Consider the following 22,085-nt stretch of genomic DNA (forward strand, 5'->3'; position numbering starts at 1 on the left):
TAAGATGGCGGGCATGCCCCGAGTCAGCGCCGAATATCTGGCCGCCCGCCGCCGCCACATCCTGGCCGCCGCCGCCCGGCGGTTCGTCCGCGACGGCTTCCACCAGACATCGATCCAGGACGTGATCGACGAGGCCGGGCTGTCGCCCGGAGCGGTCTACCGCTACTTCCGCAGCAAGGACGAGATCATCCTGGCCATCTCGCTGGAGGCGGTCGGCGCGGTGCAGGAGGTGGTCCGGGAGGCGCTGGAGACCCATCGCCCGCTCGCCGAGCTGGTGGCCGACCTGCCGCGGGCCATCGCCGGGCTGGACCACGCCGACGACCGGATGCGGCTGGCCGTGCAGGCCTGGGGCGAGGCGCTGCGCAACCCCGACCTGGCCCGGGCCATGCGGGAAGGGGTGGAGGGGGTGCGCGCGGCGCTGCGCGAACGCGTCGTGATGGGCCAGCGGGACGGCGATGTCGCCGGCCGGGTGGACCCGGACGCGGCGGCGCAGGCCCTGCTCGCCCTGGTCCAGGGCTTCATCCTGCAGCGGGCCTGGAATCCGGAACTGCCGGCCCGGTTCTACGGCAGCGGGGCCGGCGACGTGGTCGCCGGCCTGCTGTCGGTCTGACGGGCGGTGCCGTCGGCCCGGGCACGCCGCAGGAGCGTGCCCGGGCCGACGGCACCGCGGCGGGTCAGGGCGGTCGGCGCGGTCAGGTCAGGAACCCGCGGACCACCCGCAGCGTCTCCGCCGTCTGCTCCATCTGCGGGACATGCCCGGCGCCGGGCACGATCGCCACCCGGCTGTCCGCTATCCGGCGGCGGAACTCCTCCGCGTACAGCGGCGGGATCAGGGTGTCCTGCTCGCCCCAGACGATCAGGGTGGGCGCGGTGACGCGGTGCAGCCGCCGGTGCAGCCCCCGGTCCGGGACCGGCCAGCACAGCTTGGCGGTGGCGCCCAGGTTCCAGACCATCGCGGCCTGCGCGGCGGCCCGCTCCCCCGGATCCTCCGGCAGCTCCAGCAGCTTCCGGGCCGCCTCGCCGGACGGATCGTGGAACAGCATCGCCACCAGCTCCGGCGGGGCCGCGGCGACCCAGTTCGACACCGGGGCGTCGTCCAGCCAGAGCCCGACCGGGTCCAGCAGGACCAGCCGGGAGAACATCGCCGGATAGGCCGCGGCCAGCTCGGCCGCCAGCATGCCGCCGAAGGACTGGCCGATCAGCGGCACGTCCGACAGGCCGAGCGCGCGCAGCGCCTGCTCGTAGATGAGCACGGCGTCCCACACTCCGTCGATGGCGTGCACGGCATAGGGATCGCCGGGCGTGGTGCCGGGGAACTCCGGGGCGTAGACGGTCCAGTCCTCGGCGAGCCGGGCCAGGAACGGGTCCCAGACCAGACCGCCCGCCGCATGCAGATAGACCAGCGGTGGGCCGGAGCCGGCCACCCGCACCCGCAGGGTGACCTCGCCGTTCCAGGTCTCGACCAGGCGCTCGCCGGGTTCGGTGGTGGTGGTGGTGTCCGTCGTGGTCATCGCGCGTGCACCGCCTTCGCGTGAGTGGTGCCGGTGTCCTCGGCGGCGGGCCCCGGCGTGCCGCCGAGGCGCTGCGGCCACCAGTGGTGCGGCCAGTCCTGGTCCGCCCACACCCCGCGCAGCGCGGGCATCACCTGCTCGGCGAACAGGCTGATGTTGTCCCTGGCCAGTTCGGTGGGCATGGAGCCGAACTGGAGCATGGCGTGCAGATTGCCGATCCGGAAGTCGCGGGCGAACCCGGTGATCCGGTCGCGCACCGTGGCCGGGCTGCCGCAGATCACCGAGCCGGCCTCCACCAGATCGGCGAAGGACGCCTGGCGCATCTTCTCGTAGATGCCGAAGTCGCCGGGGTCGCGGAACAGGAACTCCAGGCCCTTGATGTCGATGCCGCCGGGCAGTGCCAGCCGCTGCATCGGGATGGAGCCGATCGCCTTGCGGAAGAAGTACTCGGCGTGTTCGGCGTACAGCTTCTCGGCCTTGGCGTCGGTGTCGGCCACACAGATGGTCTGCATGAAGCCCATCCGGTACGGGTTCTCGTCCTTGCCCAGCCTCCGGGCGGCGTCCCAGAAGCGGTCGAAGACCCGGCGGCCGGTGACCCGGGCGCCGAACCAGCCGAAGTAGTTGAAGCCGAAGCCGCGGCGCAGGCAGAACTCCATGGTCCGGGGGTTGCCGATGCCGGTGACGAACACCGGCGGATGCGGCTCCTGGAGCGGCCTGGGCCACAGGTTGACCAGGGGGTACTGGTGGAAGCGGCCGTTCCAGGCGAAGTTCTCCCGGGCCTGCCAGGCCTTGAGCACCAGCTCCAGGTTCTCGTCGAACCGCAGCCGGGTCTCGGCGGGCACCACACCGTTGTTGATGTTGGCGTCATAGGCCAGGCCGACCGGGAAGCCGGCGATCAGGCGTCCGCCGCTGATGGCGTCCAGCATGGCCAGCTCCTCGGCCACCCGCAGCGGCTCCCGGCTCTTGCCCAGCGAGCGGCCCATCGGGTAGATGCCCGTGGCCAGCCCTTCCACCTCGGTGGCATGGGCCGCCGCGGCCATCAGCAGGTCGGGGTTGGGCGCCATGTCGTAGGAGCTCTGGCCGTGCTCGGTGACGGCGACCGCGTCGAAACCGGAGCGGGCGGCGTGCATGATCTCGCCCAGCGCGTCGCCGAACGCCCGGTGCACCAGATCGGGCCGGGTCAGCGGATGGTAGGGGGTGGTCACCGCGGCCTCGTGGTGCTGTTCGAAGTCGGGCGGCAGATGCCGGTAGGGCACCTGCTGGAAATAGGTGATCTTCATCTGTCCTCCGGGGTTGCCGAGCACCGCCCGCGCGGGGGAGGACGCGGACGGAAGCGGACGGGATCTGTCGGACGCTGGGGCGGGCGGGCCGCTCAGTCGGCGGCGAGTGCGGTGAACGCGGGCTCGGCCAGCCCGGGCTCGGTGATCTCGTGCAGCAGGCGGGCGGGGGCGAGCCAGGGGGCCGGCGGGACCCGGCCCGGCCGGGCGGACTCCCCCGGCGCCGGGCCCAGGGTATGGAACTCGCCGGCGTGGAACAGCAGCGGATCACCGGGCCGCCGCCCGCGCCCCCGGCCGTCTCCGGACCCGTCGCCGGGCCCGTCGCCGTGGCCGGCCACCTCGCCCACCACCAGCAGATGGTCACCGCCGTGGTAGGTCGCCCAGGGCAGGCACTCCAGCCAGGCCGCCACCCCGTGCAGCCGGGGCACCGCCGCGCCGGCCGCCCAGTCCACGGCCAGGTCCTCATCCGGCCGGCCCGCGAAATGCAGGGCCAGTCCGCGCTGCCCGGCGGCCAGCACATTGACCGCGAACGGCCGGCCGGGCAGCCAGCGGGCGGCCCGGGCGGAGCGCGCCACCGACACCAGGACCAGCGGCGGGTCCATCGAGACCGAGGTGAAGGAGTTCATGGTGACCCCGCGCGGCCCGCCCTCGGCGGTGTAGGTCACCACGGTGACGCCGGTGGCGAACCGGCCCAGGGTGCCGCGCAGCCGCCGCGGGTCCAGGGGCTCCCGGGATGTCCGGCCGGCGCCGGCCCGGGGAGTCATGCGGCCTCACCGGCCGCCGCGCCCGCCGGCTGCGGCGGATTCCGCGGCCGGTCGCACCTCCGGGTGGTGCGCCGGCCGGTGAGGTGCGCGCGGGGAGTGCGCGCGGACCGGCCGAGGGCGCTGACCGCCATGCTCCGCACGCCGTGGGCGGACAGCAGGGCAGCCGCGGCGGCGCCGGCCGGGCCGGTTCCCACGACCGGGACATCGGTGCTGACCAGCGGCTCTGTCTTCGTCATCATTGACGCCTCCGCTTCCGTCCGAACTGTGCCGGTGAGGCTAACCGGGCCCTGCGCGATGCCGCCAATACCGATTCCGACCACCGGAGGGTGCCGAACGGGTATCGCCCGGGGCCGTCGGGGCGGGCTCAGCGGGCGGCGGCGGACCAGGAGTCCAGATGGCGCAGAAAGGCGCGCAGCATCGGGGACGGCTCGCCCGCCCGGTGCAGACAGCTCAGCTCCAGCAGCGGCCCGTCGGCCAGCGGCAGGTAGCGCAGCCCGGGCAGCGCGATGGTGGTGGCCGACCGCGGCACCACGGTGCACAGGCCGCCGGCCGCCACATAGGCCAGCGCGGTCACCGCGTCCTCGGCCTCCCGCACGGCCCGGACCGCGAAACCGGCCTGCTTGCAGAGCTGGCTGACCTCGTCGGCGAAGCTCGGGCGGGGCGCGGCCGGGAACAGCACCATGCGCTCGTCCCGCAGATCGGCGACCCGGACCTCGCCCTGGGCCAGCAGCGGATGCCCGGCGGGCACCGCCGCGAACAGCGGCTCGCGCTGGATGCAGCGCACCTTCAGGCCGGGCTCGTCCCGGTAGGAGCGGCTGAAACCGGCGTGCATGCGGCCGTCCCGCACCGCGTCGGCCTGCACGTCCTTCGGCGCCCGCTCCAGCGTCAGAGTGATCTCCGGATGGGCCTGGAGGAAGCCGCGCAGCAGCCGGGGCACCGCCTCGAAGATCGTGGAGCCGAAGTAGCCGACCACCAGCTGGCCGACCTGTCCGGCCTCGGCGAGCCGGGTGCGTTCCACCGCGTCCTCGGACAGCCGCACGATGCGGTAGGCGCGGTCCAGGAACACGGCCCCCGGCTCGGTCAGCTCCATCCCGGCCGGGGTGCGCCGGAACAGCCGCACCCCCACCTCCCGCTCCAGCCGGTTGATCCGCCGGGTCAGCGGCGGCTGGGTCATGTGCAGCCGCAGCGCGGCCCGGCCGACGTGGCCCTCCTCGGCCACGGCGATGAAGCATTCGAGCTGACGGATGTCGACGGCCTGCACACCGGGACGATAGCGCTTCGGATATCGCGCCGGAGCCCCGGCCGCCGGAACGGGTATCGAGCACCGCCGCATCCGGTATTGGACCCCGGGCCCCGCCGGGGAGCAGGCTGCGGGCGGGAGCCGTTCCCGTCCCCCGGCGTCCGGCACGGCGAGGCCGCCTGTCCCCCGGCCCGGACCGCCAGGGACCGCAACTCACGAAGGAGCGCTCATGGCCGCATACGACGAGCGGGTGGCCACGGTGGTGCCGGACATCCTGGACGCCGTGCAGGAACGCCTGGAGAAGCACAAGGTCACCCACGAGGAGTACCGGGCGGCCTGGCGGTGGCTGACCGGGCTGGCCGCGTCCGGCGAGGTCCCGCTGTTCCTCGACGTGTTCTTCGAGGCCGTGGTCGAAAGACTCGGCACCGAGGGCCGGCCCGGCTCGGCCGGCACCGTCCAGGGCCCCTACCACGTGCCGGACGCGGTGCTCCTCACCGGGCAGCCGTACATCCTGCCGATGCGCGAGGACGAGCCGGGCGAGCCGATGCTGTTCACCGGCCGGGTCACCGACCTGGACGGGGCACCGCTGGCCGGCGTGCTGGTCGACATGTGGCAGGCCGGGAACGACGGCACCTACTCCGGCTTCGTGGGCGACGCCCCCGAGGGCAATCTGCGGGCCCGGCTGCACACCGGCGAGGACGGCACCTTCACGGTGCGCACCATCCGCCCGGCGCCGTACCGGATCCCGGACTCCGGCCCCACCGGGGAGCTGCTGGGCATGCTCGGCCGGCACACCTGGCGGCCCGCGCACTTCCACTTCATCCTCACCGCCGACGGCCGGGAACCCCTCACCACCCAGCTCTACTTCCGGGGCGACCCGTGGCTGGACGAGGGCGATGTGGTGGGCGCGGTCAAGGACTCCCTGGTGATCGACGTCCGCGAGGGCACCGACCGGGAGGCGGCGGCCCGGGCGGGCCTGGACGGCCCGCACCTGGCCGCGGACTACGCCTTCACCCTGCGGCCGGCGGAGGGCTGAGGCCCCGGGCCCCGCCCGGGTGAGAAGAACCGACCTGAGGAGAACCGATATGTGCCACGAGCGGTGGAGCGGCGGGGCGGAGGACGCCCGGCGGTACGCCACGCCGGTCGCCCTGGCCACCGAGGACGGCCGGGAGATGCCCGGCTGGACCTTCCGCCCCTTCGGCCCCCCGGGAGACGGGTCCGGCGGCGGGTCCGGCGACGGGTCCGGAGCCGGCGGCAGAGGAACCTGCCTGGTCGTCCCCGACATCTACGGCCCGTCCCCGTTCTACGCGGAGCTGGCCCGGCTGCTGGCCGCCGAGGGCTACACGGCCACCCTGGTCGACTACTTCTTCCGGGAGGGCCCGCTCGCCGAGCGGACCCGGGAGGCCGCCTTCCGGCGCCGGGCCGGACTCGACGAGCGGCGCGCCCTGCGCGACCTGTCCGCCGCCGTCGGCCGGCTCGGCGCCGGGGCGCCGCGCACCGCGGTGATCGGGTTCTGCCTGGCCGGGCAGTTCGCCCTGGACCTTGCCGCGATGCGCCGGGACCTGGCCACGGTCTCCTTCTACGGTTTCCCGGAGGGGGTGTCCGGCGAGGTGGCGGTGGCCGCGCCGCGGCCGGTCGATCTGGCCGGGGAGATCACCGGTCCGGTGCTGGCGTGCTGGGGCACCCGGGACTACATCCCGCTGCCGGTGATCCAGCGGTTCGAGAAGGCCATGCGGGACGCCGGGACCGACTACACACAGCTTCTGCTGGACGGCGCCGGGCACGGCTTTCTGCAAGGGCTGGTGGAGGAGCGCGAGGACAGCGCCGCCGCCCGCCGCGCCTGGCTGGAGACGCTGGACTTCCTGGCCGGCGCCGGACTGACCGGGCGGGCGTCGTGAGCGGACCGCGGGTCACGGCCATCGACACCACCGTCGTCGATCTGCCCATCCGGCGCACCCACCGGTTCTCCGGCCACGGCATCGACCACCAGTCCTATCTGGTCGTCCGGCTGCGCACCGACGCCGGACACACCGGGGTCGGCGAGGGCGTCTCACCGGGCGGGCCGTGGTGGAGCGGCGAGAGCGTCGAGGGCGAGCAGCAGATGATCGAGCACTATCTGGCGCCCGCCCTGATCGGCCGGAGCTGCCTGGATCTGCACGGCGCCGCGGCGGCCATGGACAAGGTGGCCTACGGCAACGACTTCGCCAAGGCCGCCCTGGAGACGGCGCTGCTGGACGCCGCCGGCCAGGCGCTCGGGGTGCCCGCCTATGTGCTGCTCGGCGGCGCGGCGGCGCGGGAGCGGATCCCGGTGCGCTGGGCGCTGTCCGCGGTGGGGGTGGCCGAGGTCGCCCAGGAGGCGGCCGAGCGGATCGCCGAGGGCCACCGGGCGCTGAAGCTGAAGATGGGCGCGCTGCCGCTGGAGGAGGATCTGCGCCGGGTGGCCCGGCTGATCGACAAGATCGGGGACGGTGTCGACTATCTGGTGGACCCCAACGGCGCCTGGGACTTCCGCACCGCGGCGGCGGCCGTGCACGAACTGGAGGCGGCGGGGGTGGGCACCGTGGAGCAGCCGCTGGCCCGTTCCGATCTGGCGGGCATGGCCGCGCTCGGCCGCCGCGCCACCGCGCTGCGGCTGATGGCGGACGAGTCGGTGTGCCGCCCGGGGGACGCGATCGCGGCCGTGGCGGCCCGGGCCTGTGACGCGGTGTCGGTCAAGCCGGGCAAGGCCGGCGGTCCGCTGCGGGCCGTCCGGGTGGCCGCGGTCGCCGCCGCGGCCGGCCTGTCGTGCTACGGCGGCACCGCGCTGGAGACCTCGATCGGCACCGCCGCGGCGGCCCATGTGTACGCCTGTCTTCCGGAACTGCCGCTGGGCTGCGAGCTGGTCGGCCCGCTGCTGCTGGCCGGCGATCTCACCACCGAGCCGGTCCGGTACCGGGACGGCGACCTGCTGGTGCCGGCCGGTCCGGGGCTGGGTGTACAGGTGGACTGGGACCAGGTGGCCCGCTACGCCCGGCGGCCGTCATGACCGCCGCCGGGAGCCGCGGCCCGGGCAGCGGGGCGGGCACGGCGGCGGACGGGTTCGTGCATGATCTGCCGGGCGCCCGGGTGGTGTTCGCGGCCGGTGCCCGGCACCGGCTGCCCGAGGAGACCGCCCGGCTCGGCCTGCGGCGGGTGCTGTTCGTGGGCGGCGACGGCCCGCTGCGCCGGACCGCCGGCGAACTGGTCGCGGCGCTCGGCGGCACGGTGGCCGCCCGCATCGACGAGGTGGTGCAGCATGTGCCGGCCGCCGAGGCCGCCGCCGCGGTGCGCACCGCCCGCCGGTGCGGCGCGGACGGGCTGGTGGCCCTGGGCGGCGGCTCGGCCACCGGCCTGGCCAAGGCCGTCGCCCTGGAGATGGGGCTGCCGGTGCTGGCCGTGCCGACCACCTATGCCGGCTCGGAGATGACCGATATCTGGGGCCGGACCGACGACCACGCCAAGACCACCGGCCGCGATCCCCGGGTGCGGCCCCGGACGGTGATCTACGACGTGGAACTGACCCTCGGCATGCCGGCCGCGCTGACCGCGGCCAGCGGGCTGAACGCGCTGGCGCACTGCGCCGAGGCGGCCTACGACCCGGCGGCCGGCCCGGTGGTCCGGCTGCTGGCGGTGGAAGGCGCCCGGGCGCTGGCCGCCGGGCTGCCGGACGCGGTGGCCCGCGGCCGGGACCTGGCCGCCCGCGCCGAGACCCTCTACGGCGCCTGGCTGGCCGGTACCGCGCTCGGCGCCGCCCGGATGGGTGTCCATCACAGCCTGTGCCATCTGCTGGGCGGCGCCTTCGCCCTGCCGCATGCGGAGACCCACGCGGTGGTGCTGCCGCACGCCATCGCGTTCAACCGGCAGGCGGCCCGCGCCGCGCTGGCCCCGCTGGACCGGGCGCTGGGGGCGGGGCCCGGCGGCAGCGCGGCGGCGCTGTGGGATCTGGGCCGCCGGGTGGGCGTGCCGCGCTCCCTGGCCGAACTCGGCCTGAGCCGGGAGGACGCCCTGCGCACCGCCGAGGCGCTCGGTGCCCGCGCCGTGACCAATCCGCGGCCGGTCGGCCCCGGCGACGCGCGGGAGCTGGTGCTCGCCGCGTACCACGGGCTGCGGCCCGCGACCGGCTGATCCGGCCGGGCGGAACGGGCGGGAATTCGGCGGGATTTCCCGCCCGTTCCGGGGCGTGGAGAAGCGGTGAAGGTGAAACTCGTTCAGGTAAATGGCGGGTAATTGCACGGAATCCTGCGGGGGTACGGGTATACCCATCGCATCCCCGGGGGCACGAGGGGCACATGGGACCCAGTCGTCACACCAGCCCCGGAGAAACCCTCAGCCGCATCGGCTTTGACAACGGTGAACGGTCCGTTAAGCCCGGGGGGTCACCGTGCGCCCTCCGTGCGCCGGTGAGCCGGTGAAGTACATGCAATCGGCCGTACACATTTATTAACCTGCTCGTTCCACGGATCTCGCGAAGAGGTGTGCGAAAGGTAAAGAGTTCACCTGCTGAGACGACTGGGGGATCCGGCAATCCAAAGTTCATGCAAAATCCCTTCACGCGGACAAATTCTTTTCCCTAGCCTCTAAGCCTCGCCACGAGCGACGCACTGGGGAGAGTGCGTACAGGGGAAGACCCGGGGGGCTCGGCGGGTGATGCAGCCTGCCGTTGTGCGCCTTCCGGGTGCGGATGTGACGCCACGCCGAGCGTGGCGTGGCCCAGGAGGGGTTTTGCTCACCGCTGCGTTCATAGTCGTTGTTTCACTTGCGCTGTTCTGGATGGCCGCGTTCACACTGTGGTGGCAGATGCACGCGTGGCGTACGCCCGAGGTGCTGGCCGCCACCCGCTTCGGACGCCCCGACGGCGAGGCGAAACTGTCGTTCTCCCTGCTGGTGCCCGCCCGGCATGAGCAGGCCGTACTGGAGCACACCGTCTCCCGGCTGCTCCGCTCCGCCCACGGCGACTACGAGATCCTGGTGATCGTCGGGCACGACGACCCGGAGACCGCCGAGGTCGCGGAGCGGGCGGCGGCCCGGGACCCGGAGCGGGTACGGGTCATCACGGACACCCATGAGAAGAAGAACAAGCCCAAGGCGCTGAACACGGCGCTGCCGCACTGCCGCGGCGATGTGGTCGGGGTGTTCGACGCCGAGGACCAGGTGCATCCGGAACTGCTGGCGCACGTCGACCACGCGTTCCGCACCACCGGGGCGGACGTGGTGCAGGGCGGGGTGCAGCTCATCAACTTCCATTCGAGCTGGTACAGCCTGCGCAACTGCCTGGAGTACTTCTTCTGGTTCCGCAGCCGACTGCATCTGCACGCCCAGAAGGGGTTCATCCCGCTGGGCGGCAACACCGTGTTCGTGCGCACCGAGGTGCTGCGCCAGGCCGGCGGCTGGGACCCGAACTGCCTGGCCGAGGACTGCGATCTGGGCGTCCGGCTGTCCAGCGAGGGCCGCAAGGTGGTCGTCGCCTACGACTCCGAGATGGTGACCCGGGAGGAGACCCCGGGCTCCCTGCTCGCCCTGCTGAAGCAGCGCACCCGCTGGAACCAGGGCTTCCTCCAGGTCTACCGGAAGCGGGACTGGCGCCGGCTGCCCGGCTTCGGCCAGCGGATGCTGGCCCGCTACACCCTGATGACGCCGTTCCTCCAGGCCTTCACCGGGGTGATCATCCCGGTCAATGTGCTGGCCGCGCTCTTCCTCGATGTGCCGGTCGGCGTGGCCGTGTTCACCTTCCTGCCCCTGCTGACCGCCGCCGTCACCTTCGTCTTCGAGATCGTCGGCCTGCACGACTTCGGCATCCAGTACGGGCTGAAGGTCCGTTTCGTGCACTACCTCAAGCTCATCGTCGGCGGCCCCTTCTACCAGGTGCTGCTCGCGGGCGCGGCCGTGCGGGCCGTCTGGCGCGAGCAGCGGGGGCGCAACGAGTGGGAGCTGACCAGCCACGTCGGTGCTCACCTCAGCCGAGAGGACGTCCTGCGGTGACCTCGACCCTGCCCGCAGCCACCACCAACCGGACCACCACCCGGCCCCCCGCCGGGACCCCCGCCGAGACCACCACCGACAGCACGGAGACCACGCAGATGACGGCAGCGACGGCGACGGCTCCGGCCCCGGCTCAGGAAACCGGGCCGGCGGCCGGTGCGGGCACCGCCGCACCGCGGCGCCCGCGGCGGCGGGCCGCCGTCGAACGGATCTCCCTGGCGCTGCTGCCCCGGCCGCGCGCCACCCGGACCGACGTACTGCTCTGCCTCGGTCTGCTCACCGTCATCATGGTGGTCCAGGCCTGGAACATCACCCGGTTCCCCAACCTCAGCGACGACGAGGGCACCTATCTCGCCCAGGCGTGGGCAGTCCAGCAAGGCGACGGCCTGGCGCACTACACCTACTGGTACGACCACCCGCCGGTCGGCTGGCTCCAGATAGCCCTGCTGACCTGGATACCCTCGCTGATCAGCCCCGACTGGATGACCGTCGCGACCATGCGGTACGCGATGCTGCCGGTCGGCGCGGTCAGCGCGGTCCTGGTCTACGCCCTGGCGCTGCGGCTGCGGCTGCCCCGCTGGTCGGCCTTTGCGGCCATGGCCCTGTTCGGGCTCTCCCCGCTCTCCGTGGTGCTCCAGCGGGAGATCTTCCTGGACAACCTGGCGGTGCTGTGGATACTGCTGGCCTTCTGGCTGGCCGCCTCCCCCAGCCGCCATCTGTGGCACCACTTCGGCGCCGGACTGGCCGCCGCGGTCTCGGTGCTGACCAAGGAGACCATGCTGCTGGTGCTGCCCGCGCTGCTGGTCACCATGTGGCGGCACAGCCACCCGGAGACCAGGAAGTTCGCGGTCACCGGCGCCATCACCTCCTGCGTCCTGGTGGGGCTGCTCTACCCGCTGTTCGCGCTGCTGAACAGCGAACTCTTCCCCGGCGCCGGGCATGTCTCGCTGATCGACGGCATCGTCTACCAGCTCAGCCGGCCCGGCTCCGGCTCGCTCTTCGAGCCGGGCACCGGCTCGCACGCGGTGGTGCAGTCCTGGCTCTACTACGACTCGGTGATCATCTACGGCGGGCTGGCCGGTGCCGCCCTGCTGGTCGTCACCCACCGCTGGTCGGTGACGGCGCGGGCGCTGGCCGGCCCGGCGCTGGCGGTGGTGATTCTGGCCGTGGTGGTCACCCGGCCCTCCGGCTACCTGCCCGCCATGTATGTCATCCAGGCGCTGCCGTTCCTGGCCCTGGTGCTGGCCGCGGGCGCGGCCAGCGTCACCCATGCGGTGCTGCGGCGGCGGCGCCCCGGGCGGGAGGGCATCCCGCAGCGGCGCGCGGTCACCGTGGCGCGCTGGACGGCGGCCGTCGCACTGGGCGTGGCCGCGGTCGCCGTGGTGGCGCCCACCTGGTACCAGGGCAACAAGACGGCGCTGACCGAGGACGCCAACGCGTCCTACCGGGCGGCGGTGGCGTGGATGGGCCGGGAAGTGGCCGAGCCCGCCGATACCCGGGTGCTGGTGGACGACGCCGTCTGGCTGGACCTGGTGCACCAGGGCTATGAGCCGGGCACCGGCGTCATCTGGTTCTACAAGGCAGACCTCGACCCGGCCGTCACCGAGACGCTGCCGGGCGGCTATCGCGACATCGACTACGTGGTGTCCTCTCCCACGGTGCGGCGGGACGCCGTCGACCTCCCCATCGTCAAGGACGCGCTCGAAAACTCGACGCCGGTCGCCGTCTTCGGCGACGGCGAGGACCGGATCGAGATCCGGCGGATCGCAGGAGGCGACAGATGAACCCCTTCCCCGCCCAGCCCACCACCACCGGCCCCGCCACCACCGATTCCACCGGCACCGATTCCACCGGCACCGGCTCCGCCGCCACCGGGCGCGACGCGGCGCCGGCCGGCTCGGAGGACACCGCCGCGGGCTCCATACCCCCCGCCGCTCCCGGCGCCGCCGGGGCGGCCCGTACCGGGCGCCGGACAGCCGTCTGGCCGCTGGAGAACGTCCGGCCCGGCAGCGTCACCCTGATCATCCCGACCTTCAACGAGGCCGGTAACGTCCCCGAACTGCTGCGCCAGTTGAGCGCGTCGGTCCCCGCCGGCCTGGACTGCTCGGTGCTGTTCGTGGACGACAGCAAGGACGACACCCCGCAGGTCATCGCCCGCGAGGCGGTGCACTGCCCGTTCCCGGTCTCGGTACTGCACCGGGAGGTGGCCGAGGGCGGCCTGGGCGGCGCGGTGGTGGCGGGCATCAAGGCCGCGGACACCGACTGGGTCGTGGTGATGGACGCCGACCTCCAGCACCCGCCCTCGCTGGTGCCGGAGCTGGTGGCGGCCGGTGAACACTCCGGCGCCGAACTGGTGGTGGCCAGCCGCTACATCCGCGGCGGCAGCCGGGCCGGGCTGGCCGGCGGCTACCGGATCGCGGTCTCCCGGGCCTCCACCTGGCTGGCCAAGGGCCTCTTCCCGCGCCGGCTGCGCGGCGTGAGCGACCCGATGAGCGGCTTCTTCGCCATCCGCCGCGCCATCGTCACCGCCGAGACGCTGCGCCCGCTCGGCTACAAGATCCTGATGGAGCTGACGGTCCGCTGCCGCCCGGGAACGGTCACCGAGGTGCCGTTCGTGTTCCAGGACCGCTTCGCCGGCGAGTCCAAGTCCACGGCCAAGGAGGGCATCCGCTTTCTGCGCCATCTGGTGGAGCTGCGCACCGCCTCGGCCACCGCCCGGATGGCGGTCTTCGGACTGATCGGGCTGACCGGCTTCCTGCCCAATCTGCTGGCCCTGCATCTGCTGACCGCCGGCGGCCTGCACTATCTGCCGGCCGTGGTGATCGCCAACCAGTGCGGGGTCGTCTGGAACTTCCTGCTGACCGAGCTGCTGCTGTTCCGGCACCGCCGGGGGCACCGGCACTGGGCCGACCGGGCCGGGCGGTTCGCGGTGCTGGCCAACGCCGATCTGGTGCTGCGGGTGCCGCTGATCGCGGTGCTGGTGGAGCGGATGGGGGTGGCCGTGCTGCCGGCCACCGCGCTCGCCCTGCTGACCACCTTTGTGCTGCGGTTCGCCGCCACCGAGGTGCTGGTGTACCTGCCGCGCCGCAGCCGCCGGTCCCGCCGCAGGGCCGAGCGCGCCGCCGCCCGCCAGGAACAGCAGGAACAGGAACAGCAGGAACAGCGGACACAGCCGGCCCCGGCCGCCGTCGTCTGACCCGGCCCGCCCGCACCGTCGCACGGGCGCACGGGACGGCCCCGCACCCGTCCCGTGCGCCCGCCCCCGCAGGCCCGCACCACCCGCACGACAGGCACCACCGCACCACCGCACCACCGAAGGGACGACCATGCCCGCACCACCCTCCGTATCCACCGCGCCGAGAGGACGCAGACGCAGATCAGCACTGCTGACCCTCGCCCTGCTGCTGCCCGCCGTGCTGCTGAGCGCCGCGCCCCGGGCGGCGGCCGACCCCAATCTGGTCACCAACCCGGGCTTCGAGACGGCCGGCAGCGGCGACATGCCGTACTGCTGGTCCCGTTCCGGCTGGGGCGACAACGAGTTCGTGATCCAGCCCACCACCGACGCCCATGGCGGCAGCACCGCCATGGAGGTCACCCTCACCGAACGGCTGGAGGGCGACCGCAAGGCCCTGATCACCGAGAGCGCGGAGTGCGCCCCCTTTGTGGAAGAGGGCCACCAGTACGACCTGTCGCTCTGGTACAAGGCCACCACCGGCTCCAACTCGGTGACCATCTTCCGGCACGACACCACGCTCGGCTGGCAGTACTGGACCGATGTGCAGACCCTGGGCCCGGCCGCCGCATACACCTACACCGAGGTCCGCACCCCGGAGATCCCGCCGGGCACCGACCGGATCGCCTGGGGCGTCTCGCTGTACGCGGTCGGCACCCTGATCACCGACGACTACTCGATGGTGGACGCCACCGTGCCCGACCCGGGCCCGGTCTGCACCGGCACCCAGGCCGAGTGCGAGGACGGCGCCTGGGAGGTGCTGCCCACCGAGAACCCGGTCCGCTCCATGCACTCGGTGGTGCTGCACAACGGCAAGGTGCTGCTCATCGCGGGCTCCGGCAACAGCGAGGAACTGTTCGCGGCCGGCACCTTCACCTCGGCGGTCTACGACCCCGCGGACGGCAGCTACACGGTGATCCCCACCCCGGACGACATGTTCTGCGCGGGACATGTGCAGCTGGCGGACGGCCGGGTGCTGGTGATGAGCGGCAACCTGGCCTACCCGGACGCCGAGGGCACCCATGGCTACGAGGGCTACAAGGACTCGTACATCTTCGATCCGGCCACCGAGACGTACACCAAGACCAATGACATGAACGACGGGCACTGGTACCCGTCGGCGACCATCCTGGGCAATGGTGACGTGCTGTCCTTCGGCGGGCTGCGCGAGGACTCCACGGGCAGCGTCACCGCCGAACTGTGGTCGCACGAGCAGCAGCAGTGGCTGCCCACCTGGCAGGTCAACCAGACCTGGTCGTTCTGGGGCCTGTACCCGTCGATGATCCTGATGCAGGACGGGCGGCTGTTCTACAGCGGCAGCCATGTCTTCGGCAACGGCACCCCGGGCACCGGCGCCTCGATCTACGACTACGGCGCCAACACCATCACCGAGGTGCCCGGCCTGCAGAACAAGGACGAGCGCGACCAGTCGGCCAGCGTGCTGCTGCCCCCGGCCCAGGACCAGAAGGTCATCACCATGGGCGGCGGCAACATCGACACCAACCCGGACGCCAACCGGCTGACGGACATCATCGACCTGACCCAGCCCGACCCGGCGTACGAGCCGGGGCCGCTGCTGCCGCAGGGCACGGTGGACCTGGGCGACGGCCCGGTGCCGCAGACCGGCGACCAGGGCAAGATGTATGTCTCGGCGGTGCTGCTGCCGGACGGCACGGTGCTGGAGACCGGCGGCGGCCTGCACAACCGGGCCGACCCGGTCTACGAGTCGTCCATCTTCGACCCGGTGACCGAGACCTTCGACCCGGTGGCGCCGAACCCGGAGGCCTACGGCTACCACTCCTCCGCGTTCCTGCTGCCGGACGGCCGGGTGATGGCCACCGGCGACAACCCGGGCGACGGCTCGTGGAACCACAATGTCTCCATCTACAGCCCGCCGTACCTGTTCCGCGGCGACCGGCCGCAGATCACCTCGGTGGCCGCCACCGAATGGGACTACGGCTCCACCCAGCAGATCACGGTGGACTCGCCCATCGTCAAGGCGGAGCTGATCCGCCCGGCGGCGGTGACCCACTCCTCCGACCCCAACCAGCGGTTCGTGGATCTGCCGCTGACGGTCAACGGCTCCACCATCGACCTCAACGTGACCAGCAACCCCAACCTGGCCCCGCCCGGCTGGTACATGCTGTTCGCGGTGAACGCCGACGGGGTGCCGTCCATCGCCGAGTGGGTGCACCTGGGCGTGCCGGAGAGCGGCACCATGCTCTCCGCCACCACCACCGGCCACGACCACGGCGCCATGACCCTCTCCGGCACCGAGGACTCCCTCTCGACGCTCTCCACCGGGACCACCGGGACCACCGCGTCGCCGGAGGAGGATCTCGTCCCGGCCGTCCAGGACTTCGCCGGCAGCCTGACCGGCGAGGTCCGCGGCCCGGAGAAGCGGCGCGAATCGGAACCGGTGGATGTCCGGATCGCCGGCTGCGAGCGGGCCTACGGCGCCGCCGACGTCTGCGTGCCGACCGCCTTCCCGCCGAAGGTGGCGGACACCACCAGGGGCCGGTGCGCATGGCTCCGGCAGCACGACTTCGGCCGGCTGGAGCTCAACGGCACCGAGGATCCGCTGCGGCTGGACCGGAACGGCGACGGCCTGGCCTGCGGCAAGGGTGATGTGCCCAAGCGGTACCGCCTCACCTGAACCTGGACCTGAGGTCCCCGCCCGTTCGGTCCGCCCCGGACCGCCCGGACCGCCCGCGCACCTCGCGCGCGGGCGGTCCGCCGTGTCGCGGATGCCGCTGCGGATGCGGGGTGCCGAAGCCGGTGGGACGCTGGCAGGGACCTGCGCACGACGCCGTGGAGCGTGCCGCGCCACCGGGCGCACCGCAGTTCCACGCACCACCGCCGAAAGGTGGCCGAGGTGGCACCTGCCGCGAAGCATCCCCTGGACATCGAGGCGGACATCGATCCCCGGCTGAGCCGCTGGATGTGGCTGGTGAAGTGGCTGCTGGCCATTCCGCACTACATCGTCCTGGTCTTTCTCTGGATCGCCTTCTTCTTCGTCACCGTGGTGGCGTTCTTCGCCATCCTGTTCACCGCCCGCTATCCACGGGCGCTCTTCGACTTCAACGTCGGGGTGCTGCGCTGGTCCTGGCGGGTCGGCTACTACGCCTGGTACGTGCTGGGCACCGACCGGTATCCGCCGTTCACGCTCAAGGACGTGCCGGATTATCCGCTGCGGGTGCGCCTGGCGTATCCGGAACGCCTGTCGCGGGGCCTGGTCCTGGTCAAGTGGTGGCTGCTGGCCCTGCCGCAGTACCTGGTGGTGGCCGTCCTGACGGGCGCCGGGGGCGGCGGCGGCGACTGGGACACCGGCTACCGGATCGGTCTGGTACCGCTGCTCACGCTGTTCGCCGTGATCGCGCTGCTGTTCACGGCACGCTACCCGCGAGGGCTGTTCGACTTCCTGGTGGGCCTGGTCCGCTGGACGATGCGCGTGGATGTGTACGCGTCGCTGCTGACGGACACCTATCCGCCGTTCCGGCTGGACATGGGCGGCCGGGAGCCCGGGGCGAAGACCCCGCCGGCCACGCCCGCCGCACCGGGGCCGCCGCCCGGCTGATCCGGCCCCGGCGGCAGCGACGGCGACGTGGCCGCGCGCAGCCGGACGACATACCGGCAGGTCTGCGGGGAGACCGAGGTTCGCGCCGCACGGCTGGGTCGCGGTCGTCGGGCGGGGCCCGCCCGCGGGCCGCGCTCAGGGCGCGGGGGCGGCGGTGCCGGCGGGCGCGGTGCGGCCGGCCATCCGGGCGGCCAGCGCATGGCGGCAGGGGCCGCGCCCGCCGCGGTACTCCGCCCACCAGGGGCAGGTGCAGGTCATGGCGCCGGCCGCGGTGGTGCGTACCTGGTAGACCAGCTCGCCGGAGCGGACCGCGGCCAGGCCGTCGCCGAGAAAGGTCACCGCCCCGGCGGCGACCAGCTCCCTGGCCCCGACCAGGCGCGGATTGTGCTTCTCGGCGCGGCCGGCGTCATAGGGCAGTTCACGGTGGTAGTAGGCGGCCTCTGCGGTGTCGTACCCGACCCGGCCGGCGGTGCCGAGCCGGGTCAGCGCCGCCCGCACCCGTTCCCGGGACAGGCCCGACCGCGCGGCCAGCTCCGCCGGATCGATGCACGGCTCCCAGGCCAGCAGCACGCCGAGCAGCTCGGCGTCGGCCGCGCTCTCCTCCCCGGCGAGATGCTCCAGCACCGCGCCCTCGCCGGAGAAGCCGCGCGCCGGATCGGGCGAGAGCGTGAGCGTCAGCCGCATACCGGGCAGCGCCAGCTCCCAGGCGCTGGCCGACGCCGGTGCCGCGGCGGAGACCGGCGGGCCGTAGATCCGCAGGCCGGTGGCGTGCCGCAGCACCCGGTGCAGCGCGGCCAGCCGGGCCGGGCCGGGCAGGCACACCGCGCCCGGCGCGGGCCGGCCGGCGGGCCGCAGCCCGCTGCCGTGCGGCGCGGGCAGCACCCAGCGCACCCCGCCGCCGCTCCGGCCGGTGCCGCCGCGCGGCAGCGAGCGCAGGAAACGCACCGCCTCCCCGGCGGTCAGCTCGGCCCGCAGATCGAAGCCGGAGGCGATGACCTGCGTCTCGGCGAAACCGCGCAGCCAGCGGTCGGGCAGCGGCACCTTCTTCTCCACCAGCGGCCCGTCGAGGGCGGTGACGGTCAGCTCCTCCGGGCCGACCCGCAGATGCAGCGGCTCGCCGGCCCCGAGCCGGGAGAGCGCCTCGCGCAGCGGGTTGTTGATGTCGACATTGGTGGTGCCGTGGGCGACATCCGCGCCGTCCAGCCCGGCGGGGAGCACATCCAGCCGTGCGTGGACGCCGCAGCAGCCGGAGAAGGACTCGAAGCGCAGCCGGTCACCGCCCGCCGTGACCACCGGGTCCAGCGCGCCGTGGTCCGGGCGGGGCCGGTGGTAGCGGGTGGCGGCCACATCGGCGACCGACAGCAGCGCCTGCGCCGCCGCCTGCGGCTCGGCCAGAAAGCCGGTGAAGAACCGGGGATGGGCCTCGGCCCCGGCGGGGGTGAGGCCGCCGGAGGTCTCCAGCCCGAGCTCGGCCCCACCGGGCCCGCCGCGACGCATCGCGGACGCCCGGCGATACGCATACGCCTGTACTGATCGCGTCATGCAACGGAACGTAACCCACACCACTGACAACCGGGCAGCCCCCGGGGACTCGTGGGCGCCCGCCCCGCACGGCGGATCCGGCGCCCCACCGGGCCGACAGGCCGGACGGACCCGCCCGCCGGGCACCCGGGACCCACGGGCGGGCCCGAAGCGCCCGGCGCCCCGGGCCGTCTCAGCGGGCGGCGAGGGCCGCGGCGAGGCGGCGGGCCTCGGTACGGGCACGGGAGCCGCCGCGCCGGGCGGCGTACTCGGCCAGGCCGGCCGGCTCCGTCCCGGGCCGTATCCGCTCGGCGCAGTCGGCGGCCACGGCCAGCAGATCGCCCAGCACCCGGGGCGGCCGGGCCTCGGCCAGCAGCCCCGGCAGCAGCTCGGCCAGCACCGCCCACACCGTGCGGTGGGCACCGCTCTCCGCCGCCATGGCCAGGGCCGCCGCCGTCCGGACCGGCCGGTGGGCCAGGGCCGCCTCCGGACGCAGCAGCCGGGCCAGGGAGCGGGCCATCAGCCCGGCGTCGAGCCGCCGCTGCGCGGCCAGCGTCAGCAGCGCGTCCACCGCCGCCGCCCGATGGGCGTCCCCGGCCGACCCCAGCCCGCGGGCCAGGCAGTCGTGCACGGCGGCGCCCGCCGGGCCGGGGGCCTCGGCGAGCAGCGGCAGATCCTCGGGGGACCGCCCCCAGTCCGCGGCGTTCTCCCCGACGAGCAGTGCGCCGAGCTGCCCGGCCACGGCCTCCCGCTGCCCGGGCACGGCCAGCAGCCAGTGCCCGGCCGGATGGCTGCCCGGGCACCAGCCGGGGACCGCCGGGAAGGGCTCGGCCAGGGCCCGGAACTCCGGGGTGCGCACCTGGCCGGGCACGGCCAGGCCGGCCATCGCCGGATGCCCCTGGCGGCCGGGTATGACGGGCGGCGGCGGAACCGGGTGGTCGCCGGAATGCGGGGACGGCGACGGAGGCCGGGGCGGACCGGCGGCCAGGCAGGCGGCCAGCCGGTCACCCTCGGGAAGGCCCGCCGCCCCGGCCCGGGCGGCGAGTCCGGCGCGCTCCTCCGGGCCGGGGTGGCGCAGGCGGAGCAGGGCCTGGTCGAAGTCGGCGGCGGCGGGCCGCACCCCCAGCCGGGCGTACTCGGCCAGCCTGCGGATCAGCTCCCCGGGGGCCAGCAGCCCGTCCCGGCTGCCGGGGGTGGCCAGCAGCAGCGGCAGCGGGTCCCCGGTGACGATCCGGTGCGCGGCCTCCCGCAGCCGCGCGTCCAGCGCCGCCCGGAACCGGTCGGCGGCGCATCGCACCGCCGCGCCGCCGTCGCCGAGCGCGTCGGCCGGGCCCAGGGTGCCGAGCACGGCCGCGACGACCACCCCGAGCCGGCAGGTGTCCTCCCGCAGGACCTTGGCGTCCCGCAGCACGGGGTGGTGGCCGGCCAGCGGCTGCAGCGCCCCGGCCAGTGCCGTGCGGTCCCGGTGGGCCAGGCGTATCAGCCCGTCCAGGGCGCGCTCGAAGTCCAGCGCCGGCTGCGAGCCGGCCGCCGGCCGCCGTGCGGACGCGGTCTCGGCCAGCATCGCGGCCACCTCGGCGGCCAGCGTCGCCGGTTCCGCCGGCGGGGCGCCGAGCGGCTCCTGCCCCCGGTACGGCGGCAGCGCCTCGGCGGTTCCGGCCGGGGCCGCGGGCCGCGGGTCCGGCAGCAGCTCCGGCTCGCCGAGCAGTTCCGCGGCGCGGGCGCGCAGCATCGGCGTCAGCCCGGCCGCGGCCTCGGTCAGCCGCTGCCGCGCCCGCTCCTGCCCCGCCGCCCCCGGCAGCCGCCGGGCATGCCGCGCCAGCAGCCGCACGGCCCGTTCCTGGAGGGTGATGTCGGGGTGGGCGAACGCCTCGGCCACGGCCGGCAGCAGCAGCCCGGCCTGCTCCGGCCGCTGCCGCAGCGCCCGGTCCAGCAGCGAAAGCTGGGCCCGCACCACCTTCTTCTCGGTGCGGAACAGCACCGCCGGGCTGAGCTGGGCGAGCGTGGCGGCGGACAGCCGGTCCGCCTCCCACAGCCGGCGCAGCGTGCCCTGCGCCCAGGCGGCCACCGCCGAGGGGGCGTCGGCGGCCAGGACCGCCCAGTCGCCGGTGCGGAATTCCAGCTCCTGGTCGGTCGGTTCCAGCGCGGTCAGCAGGGCGAGGAAAAAGCCCGGGTCGTCGGCGCGCCCGCCGCGTACCAGGACCGAGCAGCAGCCCTCCAGCAGCGCCCGGCGGTCCAGCAGCCCCTCCCGGGCGAGCGCGGCCAGCGCACCGGGCCACTGCCGGGGGTCGCGGATCTCTTCGGGCGTGGCCCCGGCGGGGAGGCCGCCCAGTTCACCGCCCATCCGGTCGATCTCGAAGAACCGGGGGGCCAGCAGCGGGGTGTACGGGTCCTCGCGCAGCACATCGAGCCGGGTGACCGGGGCGAGGCCGGTGCGGGTGCGGCGCCGCGGGACATGGCGGGTCCGCTCGGTGACCGCCAGCGCCCACATCCGCACAAAGGGTTCGCCGAGCGGCACCGGGGCGCCGGTCTCCCGTTGCAGCGCCTCGATCATCCGGTAGTCGGGGAGCAGCAGCCCGGGGTGGTCGCCGAGGCGCTCGATCAGCTCCCCCGCCCACCGCGGGCCGCGCGGGGCCAGTACCGCCGCCAGATCGGCCGGGTTGAAGCGGTGCCGGCGCAGGTCGGACGCCATCAGCCACTGGGCGCAGCCGGCCGGGCCCCGGTGGCAGCCGGCCCCGGCCAGGCGCAGCGCGGACAGGTGCGGCCGGCGATCCCCGGGCTGCTCGTGGAAGGCGCGGCGCCGCTGCCCCAGCACCTCCAGCAGGGTGCGTCGCCCCGCGTCGCCGAGTTCCGCCAGTGGTGCGGGCACATCGGCGGGGCGTCCGGTGTCCACCGCGGCCAGGACGGCGTGGGCGGCGGGCGGGAGGACGGTGGCCCGGGGGGCGGCGGCTCGGGTCATGGGCGGA

General features: G+C 74.3%; 17 protein-coding genes. 10 read left to right on the forward strand and 7 right to left on the reverse strand.

The window, feature by feature from the left end:
• The first annotated feature begins 13 nt into the window (after nucleotides 1-13).
• The gene (locus tag BM242_RS05850) at nucleotides 14-610 is read left to right on the forward strand and encodes a TetR/AcrR family transcriptional regulator (RefSeq protein ID WP_093837834.1); all 597 of its coding nucleotides are present in this window, start codon (nucleotides 14-16) and stop codon (nucleotides 608-610) included.
• An 82-nt stretch (nucleotides 611-692) separates the two neighbouring features.
• Here the strand turns inward: BM242_RS05850 and BM242_RS05855 are convergent, their stop codons facing one another.
• The 5 genes from BM242_RS05855 to BM242_RS05875 form a co-directional block, all read right to left on the reverse strand.
• A complete protein-coding gene (locus tag BM242_RS05855; protein ID WP_093837576.1) occupies nucleotides 693-1,511 on the reverse strand; it encodes an alpha/beta fold hydrolase in 819 nt (272 codons plus the stop codon).
• Nucleotides 1,508-2,791, reverse strand: coding sequence for an LLM class flavin-dependent oxidoreductase (locus tag BM242_RS05860; RefSeq protein ID WP_093837577.1), 1,284 nt, complete (start codon nucleotides 2,789-2,791; stop codon nucleotides 1,508-1,510). The genes BM242_RS05855 and BM242_RS05860 overlap by 4 nt, the downstream gene beginning before the upstream one ends.
• A 92-nt stretch (nucleotides 2,792-2,883) precedes the next feature.
• Nucleotides 2,884-3,552, reverse strand: a complete 669-nt coding sequence (locus BM242_RS05865) for a flavin reductase family protein (protein WP_093837578.1) — start codon at nucleotides 3,550-3,552, stop codon at nucleotides 2,884-2,886.
• A complete protein-coding gene (locus BM242_RS05870; protein ID WP_093837579.1) occupies nucleotides 3,549-3,791 on the reverse strand; it encodes an FAD-dependent monooxygenase in 243 nt (80 codons plus the stop codon). The genes BM242_RS05865 and BM242_RS05870 overlap by 4 nt, the downstream gene beginning before the upstream one ends.
• Before the next feature lie 125 nt (nucleotides 3,792-3,916).
• Nucleotides 3,917-4,813 carry a LysR family transcriptional regulator gene (locus BM242_RS05875; protein WP_175541284.1) on the reverse strand — a complete coding sequence of 299 codons (897 nt, stop codon included), beginning with the start codon at nucleotides 4,811-4,813 and terminating at the stop codon, nucleotides 3,917-3,919.
• A 208-nt stretch (nucleotides 4,814-5,021) separates the two neighbouring features.
• On the opposite strand from BM242_RS05875, the gene BM242_RS05880 reads away from it, so the two are divergent.
• From BM242_RS05880 to BM242_RS05920, 9 genes are all read left to right on the forward strand, one after another.
• Entirely contained in the window at nucleotides 5,022-5,828 is an 807-nt protein-coding gene (locus BM242_RS05880; RefSeq protein ID WP_093837581.1) for a dioxygenase family protein, read from the forward strand.
• 49 nt (nucleotides 5,829-5,877) lie between these two features.
• A complete protein-coding gene (locus BM242_RS05885) occupies nucleotides 5,878-6,690 on the forward strand; it encodes a dienelactone hydrolase family protein (RefSeq protein WP_093837582.1) in 813 nt (270 codons plus the stop codon).
• Nucleotides 6,687-7,817, forward strand: coding sequence for a muconate/chloromuconate family cycloisomerase (locus BM242_RS05890; RefSeq protein WP_175541285.1), 1,131 nt, complete (start codon nucleotides 6,687-6,689; stop codon nucleotides 7,815-7,817). Before BM242_RS05885 ends, BM242_RS05890 begins: the two co-directional genes overlap by 4 nt.
• Before the next feature lie 56 nt (nucleotides 7,818-7,873).
• Nucleotides 7,874-8,935, forward strand: a complete 1,062-nt coding sequence (locus BM242_RS05895; protein ID WP_245833853.1) for a maleylacetate reductase — start codon at nucleotides 7,874-7,876, stop codon at nucleotides 8,933-8,935.
• 645 nt (nucleotides 8,936-9,580) lie between these two features.
• On the forward strand, nucleotides 9,581-10,789 hold the full coding sequence (locus BM242_RS05900; RefSeq protein WP_245833854.1) for a glycosyltransferase: 1,209 nt from the start codon (nucleotides 9,581-9,583) through the stop codon (nucleotides 10,787-10,789).
• Between the two features lie 98 nt (nucleotides 10,790-10,887).
• Entirely contained in the window at nucleotides 10,888-12,573 is a 1,686-nt protein-coding gene (locus tag BM242_RS05905; RefSeq protein ID WP_107365094.1) for an ArnT family glycosyltransferase, read from the forward strand.
• On the forward strand, nucleotides 12,570-13,985 hold the full coding sequence (locus BM242_RS05910) for a glycosyltransferase (protein WP_245833855.1): 1,416 nt from the start codon (nucleotides 12,570-12,572) through the stop codon (nucleotides 13,983-13,985). Before BM242_RS05905 ends, BM242_RS05910 begins: the two co-directional genes overlap by 4 nt.
• Before the next feature lie 130 nt (nucleotides 13,986-14,115).
• On the forward strand, nucleotides 14,116-16,677 hold the full coding sequence (locus tag BM242_RS05915) for a galactose oxidase early set domain-containing protein (RefSeq protein ID WP_093837585.1): 2,562 nt from the start codon (nucleotides 14,116-14,118) through the stop codon (nucleotides 16,675-16,677).
• A 219-nt stretch (nucleotides 16,678-16,896) separates the two neighbouring features.
• Nucleotides 16,897-17,598 carry a DUF4389 domain-containing protein gene (locus BM242_RS05920; RefSeq protein ID WP_245833856.1) on the forward strand — a complete coding sequence of 234 codons (702 nt, stop codon included), beginning with the start codon at nucleotides 16,897-16,899 and terminating at the stop codon, nucleotides 17,596-17,598.
• A 135-nt stretch (nucleotides 17,599-17,733) separates the two neighbouring features.
• Here the strand turns inward: BM242_RS05920 and BM242_RS05925 are convergent, their stop codons facing one another.
• Both BM242_RS05925 and BM242_RS05930 read right to left on the reverse strand, forming a co-directional pair.
• Nucleotides 17,734-19,140 (reverse strand): SWIM zinc finger family protein, encoded by a 1,407-nt coding sequence (locus tag BM242_RS05925; protein ID WP_093837586.1) that lies wholly within the window; start codon nucleotides 19,138-19,140, stop codon nucleotides 17,734-17,736.
• Between the two features lie 172 nt (nucleotides 19,141-19,312).
• Nucleotides 19,313-22,078: a DUF7824 domain-containing protein gene (locus tag BM242_RS05930; protein ID WP_093837587.1), complete on the reverse strand. Its 2,766-nt coding sequence runs from the start codon at nucleotides 22,076-22,078 to the stop codon at nucleotides 19,313-19,315.
• Between the last annotated feature and the right edge of the window lie 7 nt (nucleotides 22,079-22,085).

This window comes from Streptomyces aidingensis, assembly GCF_900112355.1.
Taxonomy (GTDB): Bacteria; Actinomycetota; Actinomycetes; order Streptomycetales; family Streptomycetaceae; genus Streptomyces; species Streptomyces aidingensis.